16 protein-coding genes and 2 pseudogenes are annotated in these 17846 nt (G+C 51.0%); 7 read left to right on the forward strand and 11 right to left on the reverse strand.

Translation table 11 applies throughout. From position 1 onward, the window contains the following. Positions 1 to 49 precede the first annotated feature (49 nt). Together MCON_RS05795 and mauJ are read right to left on the reverse strand one after the other, a co-directional pair. The gene (locus MCON_RS05795; protein WP_013719085.1) at positions 50 to 1045 is read right to left on the reverse strand and encodes a hypothetical protein; all 996 of its coding nucleotides are present in this window, start codon (positions 1043 to 1045) and stop codon (positions 50 to 52) included. Between the two features lie 60 nt (positions 1046 to 1105). Next, complete coding sequence (mauJ, locus tag MCON_RS05800; RefSeq protein ID WP_013719086.1) at positions 1106 to 2140, reverse strand: methylamine utilization protein MauJ; 1035 nt, start codon at positions 2138 to 2140, stop codon at positions 1106 to 1108. 249 nt (positions 2141 to 2389) lie between these two features. On the opposite strand from mauJ, the gene MCON_RS05805 reads away from it, so the two are divergent. Beyond that, a complete protein-coding gene (locus MCON_RS05805) occupies positions 2390 to 4459 on the forward strand; it encodes a heavy metal translocating P-type ATPase (protein ID WP_083804673.1) in 2070 nt (689 codons plus the stop codon). Positions 4460 to 4697: 238 nt separating this feature from the next. Here the strand turns inward: MCON_RS05805 and MCON_RS05810 are convergent, their stop codons facing one another. The 6 genes and pseudogenes from MCON_RS05810 to MCON_RS17110 all read right to left on the reverse strand — a co-directional run bounded on the left by MCON_RS05810 (position 4698) and on the right by MCON_RS17110 (position 10314). Continuing rightward, complete coding sequence (locus MCON_RS05810; RefSeq protein ID WP_013719088.1) at positions 4698 to 6188, reverse strand: pentapeptide repeat-containing protein; 1491 nt, start codon at positions 6186 to 6188, stop codon at positions 4698 to 4700. A gap of 172 nt (positions 6189 to 6360) precedes the next feature. Then, positions 6361 to 7101 (reverse strand): DcrB/PsbP domain-containing protein, encoded by a 741-nt coding sequence (locus MCON_RS05815; RefSeq protein WP_013719089.1) that lies wholly within the window; start codon positions 7099 to 7101, stop codon positions 6361 to 6363. 16 nt (positions 7102 to 7117) lie between these two features. Then, positions 7118 to 7699 carry a NosD domain-containing protein gene (locus tag MCON_RS05820; RefSeq protein WP_013719090.1) on the reverse strand — a complete coding sequence of 194 codons (582 nt, stop codon included), beginning with the start codon at positions 7697 to 7699 and terminating at the stop codon, positions 7118 to 7120. Next, positions 7680 to 8755, reverse strand: a pseudogene (locus tag MCON_RS05825) (RNA-guided endonuclease InsQ/TnpB family protein). The gene MCON_RS05820 and the pseudogene MCON_RS05825 overlap by 20 nt, the downstream one beginning before the upstream one ends. 53 nt (positions 8756 to 8808) lie before the next feature. Beyond that, positions 8809 to 10062 (reverse strand): IS110 family RNA-guided transposase, encoded by a 1254-nt coding sequence (locus MCON_RS05830; RefSeq protein ID WP_048131817.1) that lies wholly within the window; start codon positions 10060 to 10062, stop codon positions 8809 to 8811. Between the two features lie 204 nt (positions 10063 to 10266). Further along, the gene (locus tag MCON_RS17110) at positions 10267 to 10314 is read right to left on the reverse strand and encodes a helix-turn-helix domain-containing protein (protein ID WP_157863879.1); all 48 of its coding nucleotides are present in this window, start codon (positions 10312 to 10314) and stop codon (positions 10267 to 10269) included. A gap of 217 nt (positions 10315 to 10531) precedes the next feature. Between MCON_RS17110 and MCON_RS15590 the strand changes: the two are divergent. Further along, positions 10532 to 10765, forward strand: a pseudogene (locus MCON_RS15590) (zinc ribbon domain-containing protein); the annotation flags it as partial. A 50-nt stretch (positions 10766 to 10815) separates the two neighbouring features. Then, positions 10816 to 11538, forward strand: coding sequence for a tetratricopeptide repeat protein (locus MCON_RS05835; RefSeq protein WP_013719091.1), 723 nt, complete (start codon positions 10816 to 10818; stop codon positions 11536 to 11538). 31 nt (positions 11539 to 11569) lie between these two features. Here MCON_RS05835 and MCON_RS05840 read toward each other — a convergent pair whose 3' ends face one another. From MCON_RS05840 to MCON_RS05850, 3 genes are read right to left on the reverse strand one after another with little or no spacing between them, the layout of a single operon-like run. Next, positions 11570 to 12082: an NTPase gene (locus MCON_RS05840; protein WP_013719092.1), complete on the reverse strand. Its 513-nt coding sequence runs from the start codon at positions 12080 to 12082 to the stop codon at positions 11570 to 11572. Next, a complete protein-coding gene (locus tag MCON_RS05845; protein WP_013719093.1) occupies positions 12072 to 12512 on the reverse strand; it encodes a toprim domain-containing protein in 441 nt (146 codons plus the stop codon). The genes MCON_RS05840 and MCON_RS05845 overlap by 11 nt, the downstream gene beginning before the upstream one ends. Positions 12513 to 12525: 13 nt before the next feature. Next, a complete protein-coding gene (locus tag MCON_RS05850; protein ID WP_013719094.1) occupies positions 12526 to 12843 on the reverse strand; it encodes a DUF167 domain-containing protein in 318 nt (105 codons plus the stop codon). Positions 12844 to 12973: 130 nt separating this feature from the next. On the opposite strand from MCON_RS05850, the gene MCON_RS05855 reads away from it, so the two are divergent. From MCON_RS05855 to npdG, 4 genes are all read left to right on the forward strand, one after another. Next, positions 12974 to 14326, forward strand: a complete 1353-nt coding sequence (locus MCON_RS05855) for a phosphoribosylaminoimidazolecarboxamide formyltransferase (protein WP_013719095.1) — start codon at positions 12974 to 12976, stop codon at positions 14324 to 14326. Next, positions 14274 to 15791, forward strand: a complete 1518-nt coding sequence (locus MCON_RS05860; protein WP_162145001.1) for a right-handed parallel beta-helix repeat-containing protein — start codon at positions 14274 to 14276, stop codon at positions 15789 to 15791. Before MCON_RS05855 ends, MCON_RS05860 begins: the two co-directional genes overlap by 53 nt. Continuing rightward, positions 15792 to 16853 (forward strand): tRNA (guanine(10)-N(2))-dimethyltransferase, encoded by a 1062-nt coding sequence (locus MCON_RS05865; protein ID WP_013719097.1) that lies wholly within the window; start codon positions 15792 to 15794, stop codon positions 16851 to 16853. Positions 16854 to 17170: 317 nt separating this feature from the next. Next, on the forward strand, positions 17171 to 17842 hold the full coding sequence (gene npdG, locus MCON_RS05870; RefSeq protein ID WP_013719098.1) for an NADPH-dependent F420 reductase: 672 nt from the start codon (positions 17171 to 17173) through the stop codon (positions 17840 to 17842). Positions 17843 to 17846 lie beyond the last annotated feature (4 nt).

Genomic DNA, 17846 nt, shown 5'->3' on the forward strand with positions numbered 1-17846 from the left:
TGCAAAAAAATGTAACATTTGATATGAAATCCAATCCTCACTTCCCATATCAGCCGGACGTGGTTGAATTATACATATCCACGAATATTGTGATCGTCTCGTTGCTGGCGCTCGCATTGCCAATATTCATATCGTCATCAATCCCGGCGCTCTTCTTCTCTTCGCAATCAGGACATGCGGCGGAATCGCTGGTCCTGACAGGTATTGCCGATACGCGGTCCACTCCTGCTCGGGTCATGTCCACGAGCTGCGTGGTGTTGACAAATGCGGCATTCTCCGATTTGGCCAACTCGATGAACCTCTTCAGGGCATCCAGATAATCTCCATTGCCCGATATGGATGTGGTCAGGCTTATCACCAGGGGCTCGTCCCGGCCCTTGATCTCATTATACTTGGCGGCAAGAGCATCATACCACTCATCGGCCCCCAGACCGTTATCCTTAAAGCAGCTGTCCTGAAGCGGCATCAAACCGTCCGATACCGTATAGCTGCTTGTTGGCACAGCATAGAAATCGTGGCCGTCAACCGGATAGGGCCAGACATCGTCCTCATGGCCGGGAGCATAAATGATCCCTGCCTGGAAGCCGGCATTATACTCGATGCCCAGATCGTCCAGTGCCTTGTAGGTGTCCTCGTTCTGATCAAAGGACAACGGCTTGTATCCCCGAATGGGCTTTTCGTTCTTGCCGCATACATGAGCCGCACTCGCATAACTATAGGAGCTCTCAAGTATTGCCCGCTGTTCCTTATATGGCATTGTGCTCAATTTTTCATCCGAATGATTTCCCGCCATGCCAAACTCGATATTCCCATAAAGGCCCAGCTGGGTTAGATACAAAACCAGACTGGATGCGGAAACGTCCTGGGTCAAGAACATGGTTGATGGTATTTTATCCTTGATCATCGAGTTGTACACGTTGGCGATATTGTCCCTGTCGTCTGCCGATTGCTCCTCTGTAGGAGTTGCGGATCCGCTCACATCGATCATCAGATTGACGACTTGCGAGCTCTCCTGCTGCGACATCCCCTCGGGAACGGCAGCCAAAATACATAGGCTCCGGTGACAGTTCTGGAGAAAGATTAATTGATCGATCCTCTCGTTCTTTTACGCTAGATTATATTTTTTCATTATGGTGATTTCTTCTTTGATAGCCACATTAATGGCATCTATAAGGACTGCATTGGTTGCTTCAACTGAGCTATTAATCTTGTTATCTGCGGGAGGTAATTTCATATTTCCATATGCGTCAAAGCTGCCCTTCCTTAAGCCCAAATGCGATATATTATTTCTATATTCGGTCTTTACGTGGTTCTCTAGAAAATTATTTAAGCTTTTGCCAATAAACCTTTTGAAAAATATTCTAGTAAGATCATTATCCGGTATCGTAATGGATGGCCTTTTGAAGCTTAAATCTTGCTTCAATTTCATCACGTTTTCATTTTGTATTTCTCTTAAACGCTCGCTTATTCTAAAAAGACATAATAATCTATAGTATGGATTGCATGAGTTAATTGCTTCTCTATAAAGCGTTAGACAAGGACGCAATACTTGCGGAATGTAATTGACAGTAATTATGTCATCCACATCAAGCTCAACTGGCATGTATGGCATTGTTGTATAAGATCGCTGCATTCGCCCTTTTTTTGTCAAAACCTCTATACGTTGTATTTGAATTGGTATTCTTTTTCGGAGGCATATCGCATCAAGAATTCCAATAAACGTCTTATGAGCAATATCGAGAGCGGAATCTATATTATCTTCGGGTATTGTCATAACGATGCTTCGAAGCAAGCCTTCTATGCTCTTCAACTCTACAGTGGCCTGGTGCAAATCGGCATTAACATCAGGATAACGATACTCAAACGAGATTTCATTTAATCGATGGTCGCAATGCTCATGGAAAAGCAAATGGGAAAAACCTTCCCAGGGGTTAACGTGGTGTTCAGTATCATTAAAATATATAAGGAACTCGGAAGCCAAAAAACATTTGACAACAAAGGGTCCCTTATATGTGCCAACATCATCAAAATCGATAGTAACTGTAGAGCCCTGAAATTTTAGTGGCAGATCGGAAATCCCAACTGTTCTGTCGTCGACTTTTTTAAAATGATCTTTTATACCCAGAGGGCTATATTTCATGGAGCAAGAATTTAATTAGCTGATTTATACTTTTTTTGGTAATTTGAAACTTAGGTAGTTTGCGGGTCCTCTTTGTCGACCAGTGCCCATTATCGCTAAATCTAGCATAAACACCGTCTCCAGAACAAACCATCGGAATAGGAATTCTCTTTACGAAGAGTTAAATCCATTGCCGTCCATTAATATATCGTACTGGTGGGATTAGAGGTGGCGGAAGAGAGCAAGAGGCCCAAGTCGCCGAATAGGGGAATGGAGCATAACATACATGGGATGCATGGCACGGCCAAAGGCCATAAGACGGATGATGCAGGCGAAATGCATGAGAATCACCAAATGGGCATGGCCCGGCATCCGGACAAATCCAGCAAGAGACACCGTGGCAGACATGAAGGCCATAAAACCGAGGATTTTAAAAGACGATTCATAATTTCTCTGATTATAACGATACCAATCCTGCTCCTCTCTTCTTTTATCCAGGAATTATTCCGGTTCGAATTGCAGTTTCCGGGCTCCCTTTATGTGGTGTTCCTGCTCTCATCATTGGTTTATTTTTATGGTGGCTATCCCTTTCTGAAAGGATTTTTCAAAGAAGTCAAGGATAAAAATATAGGGATGATGACTCTCATCGCCACCGCCATAAGTGCAGCTTATTTTTACAGTTCGGCGGTCGTCTTTGGCCTTATGGGCGAGACCTTCTTCTGGGAGCTGGCCACGCTGATCGATATCATGCTTTTTGGCCACTGGATTGAGATGCGTTCAATCCTCGGAGCTTCCCGAGCCTTAGAGGAGCTGGTCAAGATCATGCCCTCGGAAGCCCACTTGATAAAAGATGGCCAGACGGTGGAGGTCAAGGTCGAATCTCTTAAGCCGGGAGACCGAGTCCTGGTCAAACCCGGGGAGAAGATACCCATCGACGGAACGGTGATCGAGGGAGAGACAAGCGTAAATGAGTCCATGCTCACAGGCGAATCCAGGCCGGTCAGGAAAAGAGCGGGAGACGACGTGATAGGCGGGTCCATCAATGGCGAGGGCTCGATATCGATAGAAGTTAAGAAGATCGGATCCGAGACCTACCTCAGTCAGATCATCGAGCTTGTCAGGCAGGCTCAGGAGAGCAAATCCAGGACTCAGGACCTGGCAGACAATGCCGCTCGATGGCTTACCATAATATCTCTGAGCGTCGGAGCTATCACATTTGCCGCCTGGCTCAACTTCAGCAAAGACTCGGCTTTTGCCATTGAGAGAGCAGTCACAGTGATGGTCATATCCTGTCCCCATGCTCTGGGGCTGGCAGTTCCTCTTGTGGTTGCAGTCTCAACCTCACTGGCTGCGAAATCAGGTCTATTGATCCGGGATAGATCCGCTTTTGAGAGGGCCAGAGACATCCAGGCGGTGGTCTTCGACAAGACGGGGACTCTGACCGAAGGCCGATTTGGGGTCACCGATATCATACCACTTGCCGGCCTGAATGAGACCGAAGTCCTGAGAATGGCCGCATCTCTGGAAGCAAACTCGGAGCACTCCATAGCAGCAGGAATTGCAGAAGGCTCAAAAGAAATGGGCATTGATCTCATTCCCATCCAGGGATTTAAGTCAATTCCCGGAAAAGGGATTGAAGGTCAGATTCAGGGAAGGAGCTGGATGGTGGCAAGCCCAGGTTACCTGAGAGAGAACAACATCAAGCTAGATGATGATAGAGTGAACAGGCTGGCGGAGCAGGGGAAGACAGTCGTCTTTTTACTGGAAGAGGATCGGCTTGTCGGGGCCGTAGCCCTGGCCGATGTGATAAGAAAAGAATCCAGAGAGGCAATCGAAGAGCTCAGGTCGATGAACATCAACTGCATGATGCTCACCGGAGACAATCGATTCGTCGCCCGATGGGTGGCGGAGGATCTGGGCTTGGACGACTTTTTTGCAGAGGTATTGCCCCATGAAAAGGCTCAGGCCATAAGGAATGTTCAGAGGGAATACATTGTGGCTATGGTTGGAGACGGGGTTAATGATGCACCTGCCCTGGCGCAGGCTGATGTGGGAATTGCCATCGGAGCGGGCACTGATGTAGCCATTGAATCGGCGGACATAGTGCTGGTCAGGAACGATCCCAGGGATATGGCAAATATCATCCGCCTGTCGAAAAGGACTTACAGCAAGATGTTCCAGAACCTGATATGGGCAACGGGCTATAACGCACTGGCCATCCCTCTGGCCGCAGGCGTCCTCTACGGCTATGACATAATTCTCAGTCCCGCCATCGGGGCTATTCTCATGAGCGCCAGCACGGTGATAGTGGCTATAAATGCGAGGCGGCTGGAAATGTAACATGAGCTGGATTTGCCATGCTCGAACATCTTTTGGGCTCTTCGCTGAATTATGTGGGTCAGGCCCGGCAGCGATTATAGCCTCTGTTCCTCTGCGCCTCTGTGGTTGGGTCAGAGCATAGCAGCTCACCACAGAGTCACTGAGACACAGAGAATCAGCGATTCAAGTTCACCCATTTTAAATAGTGAGGAGCCATCTTTTGGATCGATTCGGTCTGACCCATTGCAGCACCCCAAAGCTATCGAATCATCACCTTTCCTAAGGTTACCAAAAACAGCGCCAAGAGCAGCCAGCCCAATATCATCTCCAGCATCACATAGTACCTGTGCCTGCCCACGGGCAGAAAGTCGATGGGGCCCTGGGAGAGGAAGATCATGGTGCTGAAAAAGAGTGCATTTCGCAATGTAGCCCGCTCGGGGATGCTGTCTTTCTCCACCGGCCCGCTCAGGGGTTTGGACGAGCGACGGATGCCGTCCCCTATCCAGAAGACCAGGCCGAAGATCAGAATAGTAACCAAAGACCATACCACGGCATAGCTTGGCCGCACTCCATAGCCGCAGGAGAGCCAGGCCAGGATATCTATGATCTTTGACCAGCCCCAGCCCTTGCTGGCCTGATCGAGCTTTCGATACTGGTAGTAGCAGTCGTCCTCATCTTCCAGCCAGCCCAGCCGGCGGTAGTTCTCCACCAGGGCCAGGTATGCTCCCGGCTGCCAGGCCACATGATCCTGGATCTCCTTCCAGTGAGCCCGGAAGAGGTTGATCTCAGTATCGTTTAGGATGATGCGGGAGCCCTCTTTTAGCTCTGCCTCGTCGAAGAGCAGAGAGGTGATGGATCCGGATTTGAAGTTGAGGTCGCCATCGAACCGGGTATCCTGGAAGGTTACGATGTCCTCGAACCTGGCCAGGCCGAAGAGGGCCAGGTCCTGAAAGTGGGCACCGGAGAAGTAGGCGGCATCGGAAAATCTGGCCAGGCCGAAGCCCGCCTCATCGGCGAATACCGCCCCGCCAAATGAGGTGAGGCCGGAAAAACGAGCCATGCCAAACTGGGCTGGACCGGAGAATAGGACATCTCCGAAATAGGGCTCATTCAGGCGGGAGCGGATGAAGTTGGCCTGGCCGGAGAATGTGGCAGCAGAGAAGTCCGAGGTAGCGGAAAGGTCGACATCGGAGAAGAAGGCATCTTCTGAGAACTCTGCTGCTGCGAAGTAGGAATAGGAATCGAAATCGGAGTAGTTGAAGTCCACCCTCCCCAGAAAGCGGACGTCATGGAAGGAGGCATCCAGGCCGAAGGCGGTATCCTCAAAGCTCAAATCGTTCTCAAACAGCGCTCCACCGAAGAGCGCCGGCTGATAGAAGGTGCAGCCTGCGAAGCTGGCCTGGCGGAAAGAGGTATTGGCAAAGTCCGCCCGGCCCAGGAATGTGGCCCCCTGGAAGCTGGCATTGCCAAAGGAGCTTCCCCAGAAGAAGGCATCCTCTGCAAATGTAATTCCCTCAAAGGAGGCGTCGGGGATGGTGCAGTTGAAAAGTGCGAATGCTGCCGGGATCTGTGCTCCGGGCAATGTGGATAGATCGAGATCGCCGGTGATGGCAATGCCATCGTAATGGACCGGCTGCCCAGCCGCAATCTGGGATAGGATCTTCTGGGCGGGCAGAGACTGCTGGGCGCCGCCCAGGGATACCAATGCCATCGCCAGAACAATGGCGAATGCGAGAGACTGCCAGGACATCTACCGGCCTTCATGCAAGTTCCTGGACATATTCTTTGCGCAGATCACGGTATTGCCGATCAACGCAAACCACTGAAATGCCGGTTTTAGGAGGGAAAAGGGTTAGCAACAATCGGCGGGAAAACTCCCTGATTGGCGATCTCCTTTTCTCCTCATATCCCCCTTTTCCATCCTACAGGACAACGCTGGTGTTCTGTTCCATCAGCTTCGACGTCTCATTCAGGCTCTCATTCTCAGCCGCTTCCTCCAATGGTCCTGAGCTCTCAGGGATTCGAGCAAATAAGTCAGCATCAAAGGAGTCTATGATATCGGCGGCATCTTCGGCAAACTGATCATAAACCTCATCAGGAGCTTTATATGTGAATATATAAGCATACTCGTCAATCACAGTCCAGGCCTCCAAGACTCTGAATGTCACACCCTCGCTTTCCAGGCTATACACTATGGCATGAGCCGGCACTTCATTGATTGTGATATCGCTCTCGGTCAGGATCTGGAGATCTGGCATGATGTCATTGAGAACTCCCAACGCTGCCTGGCTATACACTTCCAGGGTTACATCCTGCCCCGCGGGAAGCTCTTCGTTCTGGAGCAACAGATATACCGTCGGATTATCGACATCCTCTCCAGGGGCCAGGAAGCCCACGATCATTCCTTGATCATTGGCTTCGGCCTCCTGCTCGATCCAATCTGCCGGATAAATCAGCTCAAATCCATAGTCATAGTTCTCATAAAACAGCCATTCATCCAGGTCGGAGAGGTCCAGGGCCCCGGAGGTGTCCAGAGGCTCGCTCTGGGCCTGAATGCTGCCATTTAAAGAGGAGTCAATAGAACCGTAAGCACAACCAAGCAGCGCCAGATTCAGTGCTGCTAGAATTATGGCTAGAAGCTTATTATTGATCGTAAAGATCACCTGTATTGCTTCATCATCAATAAGTATATGAAGATTCCTTTTGACCAGCTATTATGGGAGCGACCAGCGGATGCTCGTCGATCCCCGGCCCATTCCCTATCGTCCGGGGCTCATCGCAAAAGCCGTCCGAATTGGTATCATTGCAGCCCTCGCCTGGCTCGTCGTAATCGCTATAATGATTTCCGATGATCTTTGCGCCCTTCAGCAGTCCCATGAGCCCCTCCTCTTTCATCTCCATGCTCCACCGGTTGCCAACAGTATCGTTTGCTGCGACCCTGTTTTCCAGGAAGTCATTGGAATGGATGGTATTGTTCGTCGCCCCTTCCTCAATGTAAATGCCATACCTATTCTTATAGAGGATATTATTCAGGATGATGTTATCAGAAGAGTCGATGAATATGCCGGCATTTCCGCATCCGCATCCTCCTGAGCCGGTCAGGTTGAAGCCTTCAATCCTCGTTCCATTGGCCCTCAATGTGATGGCGCTCGACGATCCGTTGGCATCTATCACTGGCCGTCCGCTGCCGGTATCTACGCCTATCAGAGCTACTGAATGCAGGACGTGACTGCTCCCCGCCCTAAAGAGCAGGGCTTCCACGGCTTCCTGTGCCGACAGATTGCAATCCCAATCTGAGAATATTTATCGCTGCGTTCCAATCCCGGTCCATCGACAGCCCGCACTGAGTGCAGTTATGGACTCTATCGGACAGCGACTTTTCAATGAGAGTACCACACCTGGAACACATCTTAGACGTATTCCTTGGATCTACCAGGACCACCACCGAACCGGCACTTGCAGCCTTGTAAGAGGTTAAAGTCACTAGCATGTTCCAAGCTACGTCTGAGATGCTTTTAGCCAGGCAATGATTATGAACCATGCCTTTGATGTTAAGATCTTCAAAAGCTATTAGACCAAATCTATCTACCAAGTTATGACTAACCTGATGGGCAAACTCATATCGCTTGTTAGCTATCCGCTCATGGACTCGCTCAACAACCTTAAGAGCTTTCTTGCGATCTGGAGTTCCTTTAGGAGCCTTAGAGAGTTTCCTTTGGGCTCTAGCTAACTCGTGTTCTTCTTCTCGGAAGAATCGAGGATTAGCTATCGTCTCACCATTGGAAAAGGTGGCGAAGCTCTCAAGGCCGACATCAATACCTACTACAGCCCCATCTTTCCAGGGGGGGAGAGGAACATCTTCAGTTTCGACGGAGAAGCATGCAAACCATTTGCCTGTGGCTGTCCTTCTGACGGTCAGCCGTTTGATCTTGCCTTCTATCTGGCGATGGAGCTTGATCTTGATATCCCTATCTTGGGAAGACGTACCATGCCGTTAACAAGATTGCCGCCCTTCTCAGGTTGTGGATAAGTAAATGAATCGTACCAACCCTTCCCTCGGAATCTGGGATATCCGGGTTCTTCTCCCGCCTTAACCCTTCTGAAAAAGGCTTTAAAGGCTAGATCTACCCGCTCCTGAACATTCTGAAGGGTCTGAGCATATACGTCTCTCAGTTCGGGTTTATCCTCTTTCCAACCAGGAAGAAGAGCGTTCGTTTCATATTTGGAAACTGATTTGCCTTCATTCTCCCAGGCGTTCTTTCTGTATGCTAGAGTCTGGTTGTATGTCCATCGGCACAAGTCCAGCGTTCGCTCCATCTTGGCTATCTGAGACTTCACATGAAAAACTTAAAAAAACAAGATGCTGCGGATCATCCGCATCCCTCCTTCAAATCTTTCTCCACCAAGTATCCTGCCTGACTGATGATCTTTATCATCTCGTCGATATCCATCATTCTTATGGGCGAAACAGAGCTGGGAATTTTTGGTTTGGTTTTCGTGACCTCTGGTTCTTGATAATTCTCGTGATTCATAAGCAAATGATAGATGATGCAGAGCACTTTTCTGGCGAGCGCAACGGTTGCAATATTCTTCTTTCCGCACCTCGCCAATATCCTCTGGAAGAATCTCATTAACCTTGAATTCTTCTTGGTCCTGGATATGGCTTTTGCAACTTCCACCAAGATCCTTCGCATATGCTTAGATCCCGTCTTAGTGATCTTCCCAGTTCGCAGCTTCCCTGCCGATTGGTAGACCGAAGGCACAATACCGAAGTACTTTGCCATCTTATCCGCACTCGGAAAGTCCCTGTAATCTCCCATTTCTGCAATAATGGTAGCTGCCGAAATGAATCCAACACCTGGAACAGACAAAATAATTTTCAAATCATCCTCGAAGGGTTTGACTTTTTCGGCGATCTCAGCTTCCAGAATTTTTATCTTCTTGCTAATATCATCTATGACATCAAGATTTGCCTTGATCAAAAATACCTGAACGGGATCTAATCCATTCTTGATGGCTTCTCTGAGTTCGTCCTCCTTTTTCCGAATCCTCTTCGAAGGTATTCCAGATATGATCTGATCGATCGTCTTTCCTTCCAGAAGCCTATCAATGATATATCTTCCAGATTTGCCAAAAGAGTCGGATATGACTGAGGAGAGCTTGATGCAGCAGGTCGAAAGTGATTGATGAATCTGGTTCTTGATTTTGGACCTTGCATTGACCAGTGTCTCACGAGCACGAGTTATGCTTCTTAGATCTCGGTAGTCTTTTGGATAGATTCTGGAGGGCGTGATGAGATTATTGAGACAATATATCGCGATTCGTTCCGAATCAAGTTTATCGGTTTTCTTGTGCTCAATATTCCGGATCTGATATGCATTGGCCAGGATAAATTCGACATGACCTTCTAGAATGGTGAAGATAGGATACCAAAAACCTCCCGTGGATTCTACAGCCAGCCTCTGGCATCTGTGGTTTATTATCCAGGATCTGAATGCCAAGAGGCCATCTTGGTTCATATTAAAACGTTCTTGGAGCTTCAATCCACTTCGGGATATCATTGTAGCAATAAGAAAATCCCTGTGGATATCTGCTCCGCAAACTATTTCCTTATCTGAGTCCATCGTCTCACTTGCCTGATATGGGCAGATGATGATCACTCGTGCGTGCAACTTCACATACGCGTTCAAAGACGCATTTGGGCATCCACGAGATCATGGTTGTCTTTGTGTCGAGATCAGGTCACAGATCAACCTTCACTGCCCATATCAGCCTTGCCTATGGCTCTATGGGTTTTTCATGCTTTGGGCATGATCCCCGCCTGAGGATCATGGGCTCTTTGTGGGATAAAGCCTGAACTTGTAAGCCTTAAGCATGTACAGTTCTAAGCTGTTATAGTATATTAAGGTTCATAGCGTAGGGCGGGGTACGATTCATCTCCGGCCTAAAGACCGGAGCCCTCTCTACCCCTGCGCCCCAGCACTGTAGAATCTTCAAATGGAGAAAGTATGATTGTAAGCTACAAATATCCCATCTTCCCGAACAAGATAACTCAATGGAAGTTAGCGGAGAATTTGGATGCTTATAGGTGGCTCTCAAAAGTGTTCAGCTTGTGGAAGCATCGTAACGAAAGATCTGTCGGTACGAGTACATGAGTACCCTTATTGCGGATTCTCGTGTGATCGAGACTACAATGCTTCCAGGAACATAATCATCACAGGGATGGAACAGCCCCCAGCGCCCATAAAGCCAAAACCGCTACATCACATATCAGTGATACAAGCTTTGGCGATGAAGTGGGAAGCCGCGCCCTTCAGGACGCGGTAGTTCACGGAGAAATAGGGATATGGATATAGCGCAATGGATTTGGCGGTGCTATGACAGAGGATGATGGATCAAGCGGAGAGAGCCTCTATCTGCGGGGAGATTACGAGGAAGCGGTCGCTGCCTGGGAGCGATCAGAGAAGGGAACGGAAGGATTTGAGCATCATTACTGGAAAGGTGTAGCTCTGCGCAAGCTTGGCCGTAATGAAGAGGCAGTGTGTGCCCTGGAGAAGGCCCTCTCCCTGAATCCTGAGAGCGCGGATGCCTGGAGAAACCATGCAGTGGCACTAAACCAGCTTGATCGTGGCGCTGATGCCCTTAAATCATGCCAGAAGGCTCTGGCCATCGATCCTGATAATCCACGGACCTGGATTGTCAGAGGCTTTGCCCTTCACATCCTCGGCCGGTTCGAGGAGGCGGTGGAGAGCTATGCCCGGGCCATCGAGCTGAATCCCCTTGGACCGGACGGGAGGAGGGCCTGGAACAATCGAGGAGCTGCCTTAGACAACCTGCACCGGCATGAGGAGGCCATAGAGAGTTATGAGGAGGCGATAATGATCGATCCATTCGACATCTATCCCTGGAATAACAAAGGAGTCTCCTTATCAGCCCTTGGCCGACAGGAGGCGGCGGTGGTATGCTTCCGGAAAGCGATCGAGATCGATCCTGAGTATGCAGTTGCCTGGAAGAATTTGGCAGTAGCCTACCGATCATTGCATCGCGATCAAGAGGCAGAAGAGGCTGCTCGCATCGCCCGCGATCTGGGGTTGAGCTGATCCAGACGGCGGGATTTTGATCTTGGCAGCATCACCCCGATTTCAGGGCCTTGGCAATCTCATCGGCCAGAGAATCCCTGTTTTCCCTGGTTACTGTCAATACCCGGAAGGATCCCCGGATCTTCTTTGCCAGGCGGTGGTTGGACCACTGGTGCAGCACCACCAGCATGGGCTTGGGTGAGGCAATGGCCTTCTCCACCGCAAGGACGAAACTGTGACTGGAAAGCTCCATGGGACCCACCTCATCCACCACTATCAAATCGCAGCCAAGAGCGTTTTCCACCGCCTGCGCTCCTATCAGGTCCAGGTCATCCAGATGGACCCGGTACTTTCCCAGCTGCGGACCGTCCCCGGACTCGTCGGCCAGTATCCCCACCATTCCGGTGGATAGGTCCAAAAGCTCAAAGCCAGTTCGCCGATCCTTGTAGCGCCTGTCTCTGGCCAGCACCCCGCCAACTCTCAATTTCGTCCCGGAGGTCACCTTTGCCACCAGAGTTGATTTGCCGACGCCTGGGCTGCCAGTGACTGCAATTCTAAGGGCCATACAGATACCTCATCCTTTCCATGTAACGATGCAGGCTTTCCACGTCCTTAATCTCCTTTCGGACCAGCTTCTTGATGCGAGAGCGGATCTCCCCATCGGGACGGGAACCCACCGACCACAGATGCTGCTCGATGGTCCTGGCCATCTCATCCCCTTTGCGATCCCAATCGGTGAGTAGGATGATCTCCCGGTAGCTCCGGGCAGCATCCTCGGCCAGGTCGAGGGCCGATCGGCGCGAGGCCATGATCACCGGCCCGGTCAGGCCCAGGGCGCGCAGGGCCAGTTCATCCCGCCTGCCCTCAACGATGGTCGCCGCCCCCTGGCCCGATGCCTCGACCAGGGCAGCCAGCAGCTCTTCTAAGGCTTCCAGATCATAGGTACCCTTCTCCTTGCACTCCTCTCGCTCTCTGTCCCTGACCGATCCCTTCATTTCATCTTCCTCTCTATTGATCCAGCAGAGGCTTGAGGATTAAGACCGCTCTATCCTTCTCTATTCCCTTAACCAGCAGAAGCTTTCGACCGCTCTTCTCTCCTTTAATCACCTCGATTCCGGATTCGTCCACGCCCAAAATCCTTGCCAGCTCCTCGACCAGCTGGCGGTTTGCCCTGCCTCGAGATGGCTTTTCAGTCAGCCGGGCCTCTAAAGACCTCCTCCAGGGATTAAAGCCCGAGGGAACGGCCAGCCGGGATGAGCCAGGCACCACTTCAAAGCGGATGATACATCCCAGAGGATGAGAATCGAGTGCCTCAGCATAGTCCATGCTCTTTATAATGCTCCGGGAGTTTAAATACTATCGATCACAATCTGCTGATGGGAGGAGATTGCAGGGGTGTTCCTGTGTTAATGGGAAAAGGTTAAAATACCGTTAGCGATGAAGGGGGAGAGGTTCGATGAAGATCAAACAGGTCGTCGTACTGGCAGGCAAGGACCACATTGATTGCTCCATTTCCTCGGGCTTAGAGCAGCTTGGCCTGCAGATGTGCGAATGCTTTTCTCCCCAAGATCATAAAGAAGATTGTCTCCTGGTATGCGATCAGGATTATGCGGATACCTCGATTGGCTCTGCCCTCATCAGGCAGGCGATGGAAAGAGGCTGTGCGGTGCTATTGCATAACTCGAATTGCCCCTCCGTCTTGGAGGAGATCAGGAGTACGGGCGACCTCTCCCAGAAGACGAGAGACATGCTGGAGGCTCGGGTGCTGTACCGGTGCCTGCAGAAGGATATCCAGAGGCTGGCCAGCCTTCAGCCTGAAGCAGACGGCCTGCCAAATTACGTAGCGTCTGCCTATGAGAAGGTGCAGGACCTGCGCTATGGAGAGAACTGGCATCAAAGGGCTGCTCTTTACACAAATGACCAGGGTCTGGGGCTGCCCGCCGCCCGGAAGCTGAACGGCCGAGAGATGTCCTACAATAATATGGTCGATGCAGAAACGGTCTTGGAGATGCTCATCGACCTCTCGGATTACGATGGGGAAGCCTGCAATAGGCCACTCTCTGTCATTGTAAAGCATGCCAATCCCTGCGGCGTGGCCTATGGCACAAGCCTTGATGAGGCCTACCGACTCTCCTTTGCCACCGATCCCAAGTCTGCATTCGGTGGGGTGATAGGTTTCAACAGGATGGTGGACGTGAAGACGGCCCAGTGCATAGGGGACAGCTTCGTTGAGGTTCTTCTCGCTCCGGGTTACGAGGCAGAGGCCTTGCGGCTCCTCACGGAGAAGAAGCCCAACCGCAGGATCCTGGACATAGGAGACCTGCTGCAAAGAAAGAGCGAACTGTACCGGGGATACTACAAAAAGACCATCTTCGGTGGTATGATGCTGCAGGATTTTGATACCGGCGACATCAAGGAGTGGAGGGTGGTGACCAGAAGAGCCCCCACAGACTCTGAGGCCCGGGCCCTCCGTTTTGCCTGGAAGATAGCCAAGTATGTCAAGTCCAATGCCCTGGTCTACACCACTGAGAATCAGACCATCGGCATAGGATCCGGCCAGGTTAGCCGGGTGGACTCCGCCCGCTTTGGGGCAGAGAAGGCGGAGGAGCACGGCCTGTCCACGAACGGAACTGTTGCTGCCACAGATTCCTTCTTCCCCTTCCGGGACGGCCTGGATCAGGCCTTCCTGGCAGGAGCGACCGCAGTGATTCATCCCGGCGGATCCATTCGGGACTCTGAGGTGATTGATGCCGCCAATGAGCATGATATGGCCATGGTCTTCACGGGCATGCGCCATTTCAGACATTAAAATCTGCAAAGGGGGGAAGGCGTGGACGGGCCTTCTTGCTCTGTTGCTGTTCCATTCTCTCCTGTTCAGCCCAGCCTCTGCCGATCGTATTCAAGCTGGCCAGGACATCCAGTCGGCGATAAACTCCGCTCAGGCGGGGGATATCATTGCAGTCGGCCCGGGGACATATATTTCCATCACCATTGACAGGCCATTGACCTTGATCGGCGAGGGCAGACCAGTGTTGAATGCTACCCAGCAGAATCCGGCGGTAGTGGTGAAGAGCGATGGGGTGACAATCGATGGCTTCGAGATCTACGGAGTGGGAAAGGACACCACCGCCAAGTTCGAATACTATATGGAAAACCGCGAGGCTGCCAGGGGCCAGCGCCTGGATATGCCCAACTCGGCAGTAGTAGTTGAGGGCAGCGACCTCGCCATTAAAAACAGCAGCATTTACGGAGCCCAGGCCGGGATTTATGCCCTGGATGCAGAGGGGATTACCCTCCAGGATTCCACATTGGATGGCTGCGATACGGGCCTATTCCTTCATGGTGGAAGGGGCCTTAATGTCTCAGGATGCAGCATAGTGAACTGCAAAAAATATGGGCTGGATATAGAGCAGTCAAGAGAAATAGTGGTAAAGAACAACAGCATCATAAGAAACTCAAATATTGGCATCCTCTTAAGAGAGGGGAAATGGGCAGAGATGGATGATAATCTGATATCGGAGTGCACCTTCGGCCTTTCCCTGTGGAATGCCTCATTCAATCAGGTGAGGAGAAACCAGCTCGACCATAACTATTACGGCATTCTGGTGACGAACTGGTCCAGCTACAATAACATCACCGACAACCTCCTAATCGACAATAGCAGAGGTGAGATCATCGATGGATTTGGCATCGGCTTGTCTTTGCAGGAGAACAGCTGCCATAACATGGTCATAGGAAATGTTGCCCGGGGCAACTACAATGGCCTGGAGATCTCCAAAGGCTGCCAGTTCAATGCCGTCTATGCCAATAATGCCGCTGAGAACAAGCACGGCATAAGGATGAATGAGAACCGGAATAACCTCATATTTGGAAATAATTTTCAGTTTAATAACATCAATGCCTATGAGAACCAGAGCTGCAATATCTGGAATACCACTCTGGGCAACTATTATAGCGATTATAAGGGTGAAGATGAGAACAAGGACGGCATAGGAGATGTGCCCTACTCCCTTCCCGGACCGGAATCCAGCTCATCCGACCGCATGCCTTCGATCCGTCCCTTCGATGAAGGAAGGCTGGAGCGGGCGGATATAGGGGAACTGGTAGAAAAATATGCCATCGTTGAGCCTAAGGAGGAGGCAGTGACTGCGGCCCGGCTGGTAGAAGGGGTTATGGTCATATCCCATCCCCAGCCCAGCTCTCCGCCCCAGTGGAAGGACTCTGAACCTCTGGATGGGAGCAGTTCTCCCTTCCAGGAAGTGAATGATTTTTAGATGACTCTCCATACGGAAGGCTCAATCACATTCGAAGCCACGGGGGCCTTTTTCAATCCCCGGATGCAACTCAATCGGGATATAGGGGTAGCCATGACCAAAGCCCTGGGCATCAGCGAGTATCTTGATGCCCTCTCCGCCAGCGGTATTCGGGGGATGAGAGTGGCAGCAGAGGCAGGGACGGAGAAGGTGACTCTCAATGATTTCGATCCCCGGGCGGTTCAGGTGATGCGAAGGAATGTGGCCCGAAATCAGCTGGACTGCGTTGTCAGCGAAAAAAACGCCAATGTCCTGATGCACCAGGAGCACTTTCAGGCGGTAGACCTGGATCCATTCGGCTCTCCCTCCCCCTATATCTCTGCTGCCAGCAGATCTGCCCGCTCATACCTCTTCATCACCGCTACAGATACCGCACCTCTCTGCGGCGCTCATCTGAAAAGCGGCATCCGAAAATATATGGCTGTTCCCCTGTGCACCGACTATCACCGGGAGATGGGGGCCCGAATCCTTCTTGGACTGGCGGCGCGCGAGCTGGCCCGGCTGGACAAGGGTACAGAGCCGTTGCTCACCCACGTCACCGATCACTATGTGCGCACCTACCTTCGAGTGGTCAAAGGGGCCGAAGCAGCAGACAGATCATTGCAGTCCCTGGGATATTTGGAGCACTGCAATAGCTGCGGAAGCTTTGAGACTCTCAGGTTGTTGCATCCTGTGGGTATATGCCGCCACTGTCGTTCCAGAACCGCCCTGGCCGGGCCCCTATGGCTGGGCAAAATACAGGATCCAGATGTCATTACCAGCGCCCTGGTAGCGGGGGATCTTGGCCCCAGAGCCAAAAAGATACTCAGCACCTGCGCGAAGGAGGTGGATGTGCCCATGTACTATGACCATCATTGCATCTGTGAGAAGCTCAGAATCACTCCCGGCAAGATTGAGGATGTCATATCGAGGTTGAAGTCCCTGGGTCATCAGGCCTCACGTACTCATTTCACCGGCCTTGGCATAAAGACCAATGCCACCCTTCCCGAGCTGGAGGAGGTTTTGAGAGAGAACAATATTTGAGAATTTATAAAAATTGATATTCTTTTTTTCCACCTAAAACTTAATAAAGGAGAAGAGATGTAATAGTGATAGCTGCATTATGATAGGATAATGCAGGAATTCGCGGCACGAGGTGACGTTTATTACCCCCTTCATTGCTACTCCCTTTCGCATCTCGTGCCATCCCTTATTACGTATTATAACATGAGTAAAATAATCCGGAGTTGCTCAGTTTTATCCTTATATGATCCGTTCTCGACCTGATCCTATCTTATCCATTCTCATCCCCCAATGGCTTGACCCAAAAATGTAATAATGGGCGGGATAACGTGTCACTCATGAAGATTGCTCTTGTCGGTGGGACAGGTGACATAGGTACGGGATTTGCCCTGCGCTTGATGTGCTCTCATGAGATCATCATCGGTTCGCGTAAAGAGGATAAGGCCCGTGAGAGCGCCAGTGCAATTATGCAGCTTGAGGGCGCGAATGGGAACATATGGGGAACTGATAACGCCAGCGCAGTAGCGGTGGCGGACGCGGTCATTCTCTGTGTCCCGCCTGAACATCTGAAATCTGTAACCTATGATCTATCCACATCCTTCAACCACCAGCTTGTGATCTCTCCCGTAGTCCCCATGAGCTACGATGGCAAGTTCTTCCGCTTCAATCCTCCGCCAGAGGGCAGCTCCGCCCTGCAGGCCAAGTCGCTCCTCCCTCCCCAGATAAGAGTTGTCGCCGCTTTTCACACCGTGCCTGCCGCCGCTCTCCAGGCGAAGGATAGAATTTTGAAAGGCGATGTCCTGATATGCGGTGACGATGCAGAGGCAGTGGATATGGTCAGGAGCTTGACCATGGATATAAAGAACCTCCGGCCTCTATTTGTCGGCCCTCTGGCTGCCTCGTCCCAGGTGGAGAGCTTGACCCCCATGCTCCTTAATGTCGCCCGGAAGAATAAGATCAAAGAGGCTGGGGTGAGTATAATATCGGAGAGACCGCCTGCTCCCAATTGATATT

The organism is Methanothrix soehngenii GP6, from assembly GCF_000204415.1.
GTDB lineage: Archaea > Halobacteriota > Methanosarcinia > Methanotrichales > Methanotrichaceae > Methanothrix > Methanothrix soehngenii.

Bases quoted from the DNA above. Each gene is read 5' to 3' on its own strand.
- MCON_RS05865 (WP_013719097.1), top strand. From the start codon at position 15,792: ATGACTCTCCATACGGAAGGCTCAATCACATTCGAAGCCACGGGGGCC.
- MCON_RS05835 (WP_013719091.1), top strand. From the start codon at position 10,816: ATGACAGAGGATGATGGATCAAGCGGAGAGAGCCTCTATCTGCGGGGA.
- MCON_RS05850 (WP_013719094.1), bottom strand. From the start codon at position 12,843: ATGGACTATGCTGAGGCACTCGATTCTCATCCTCTGGGATGTATCATC.
- MCON_RS05840 (WP_013719092.1), bottom strand. From the start codon at position 12,082: ATGGCCCTTAGAATTGCAGTCACTGGCAGCCCAGGCGTCGGCAAATCA.
- MCON_RS05805 (WP_083804673.1), top strand. From the start codon at position 2,390: ATGGAGCATAACATACATGGGATGCATGGCACGGCCAAAGGCCATAAG.
- MCON_RS05845 (WP_013719093.1), bottom strand. From the start codon at position 12,512: ATGAAGGGATCGGTCAGGGACAGAGAGCGAGAGGAGTGCAAGGAGAAG.
- mauJ (WP_013719086.1), bottom strand. From the start codon at position 2,140: ATGAAATATAGCCCTCTGGGTATAAAAGATCATTTTAAAAAAGTCGAC.
- MCON_RS05860 (WP_162145001.1), top strand. From the start codon at position 14,274: ATGAGCATGATATGGCCATGGTCTTCACGGGCATGCGCCATTTCAGAC.
- npdG (WP_013719098.1), top strand. From the start codon at position 17,171: ATGAAGATTGCTCTTGTCGGTGGGACAGGTGACATAGGTACGGGATTT.
- MCON_RS05830 (WP_048131817.1), bottom strand. From the start codon at position 10,062: ATGGACTCAGATAAGGAAATAGTTTGCGGAGCAGATATCCACAGGGAT.
- MCON_RS05855 (WP_013719095.1), top strand. From the start codon at position 12,974: ATGAAGATCAAACAGGTCGTCGTACTGGCAGGCAAGGACCACATTGAT.
- MCON_RS05810 (WP_013719088.1), bottom strand. From the start codon at position 6,188: ATGTCCTGGCAGTCTCTCGCATTCGCCATTGTTCTGGCGATGGCATTG.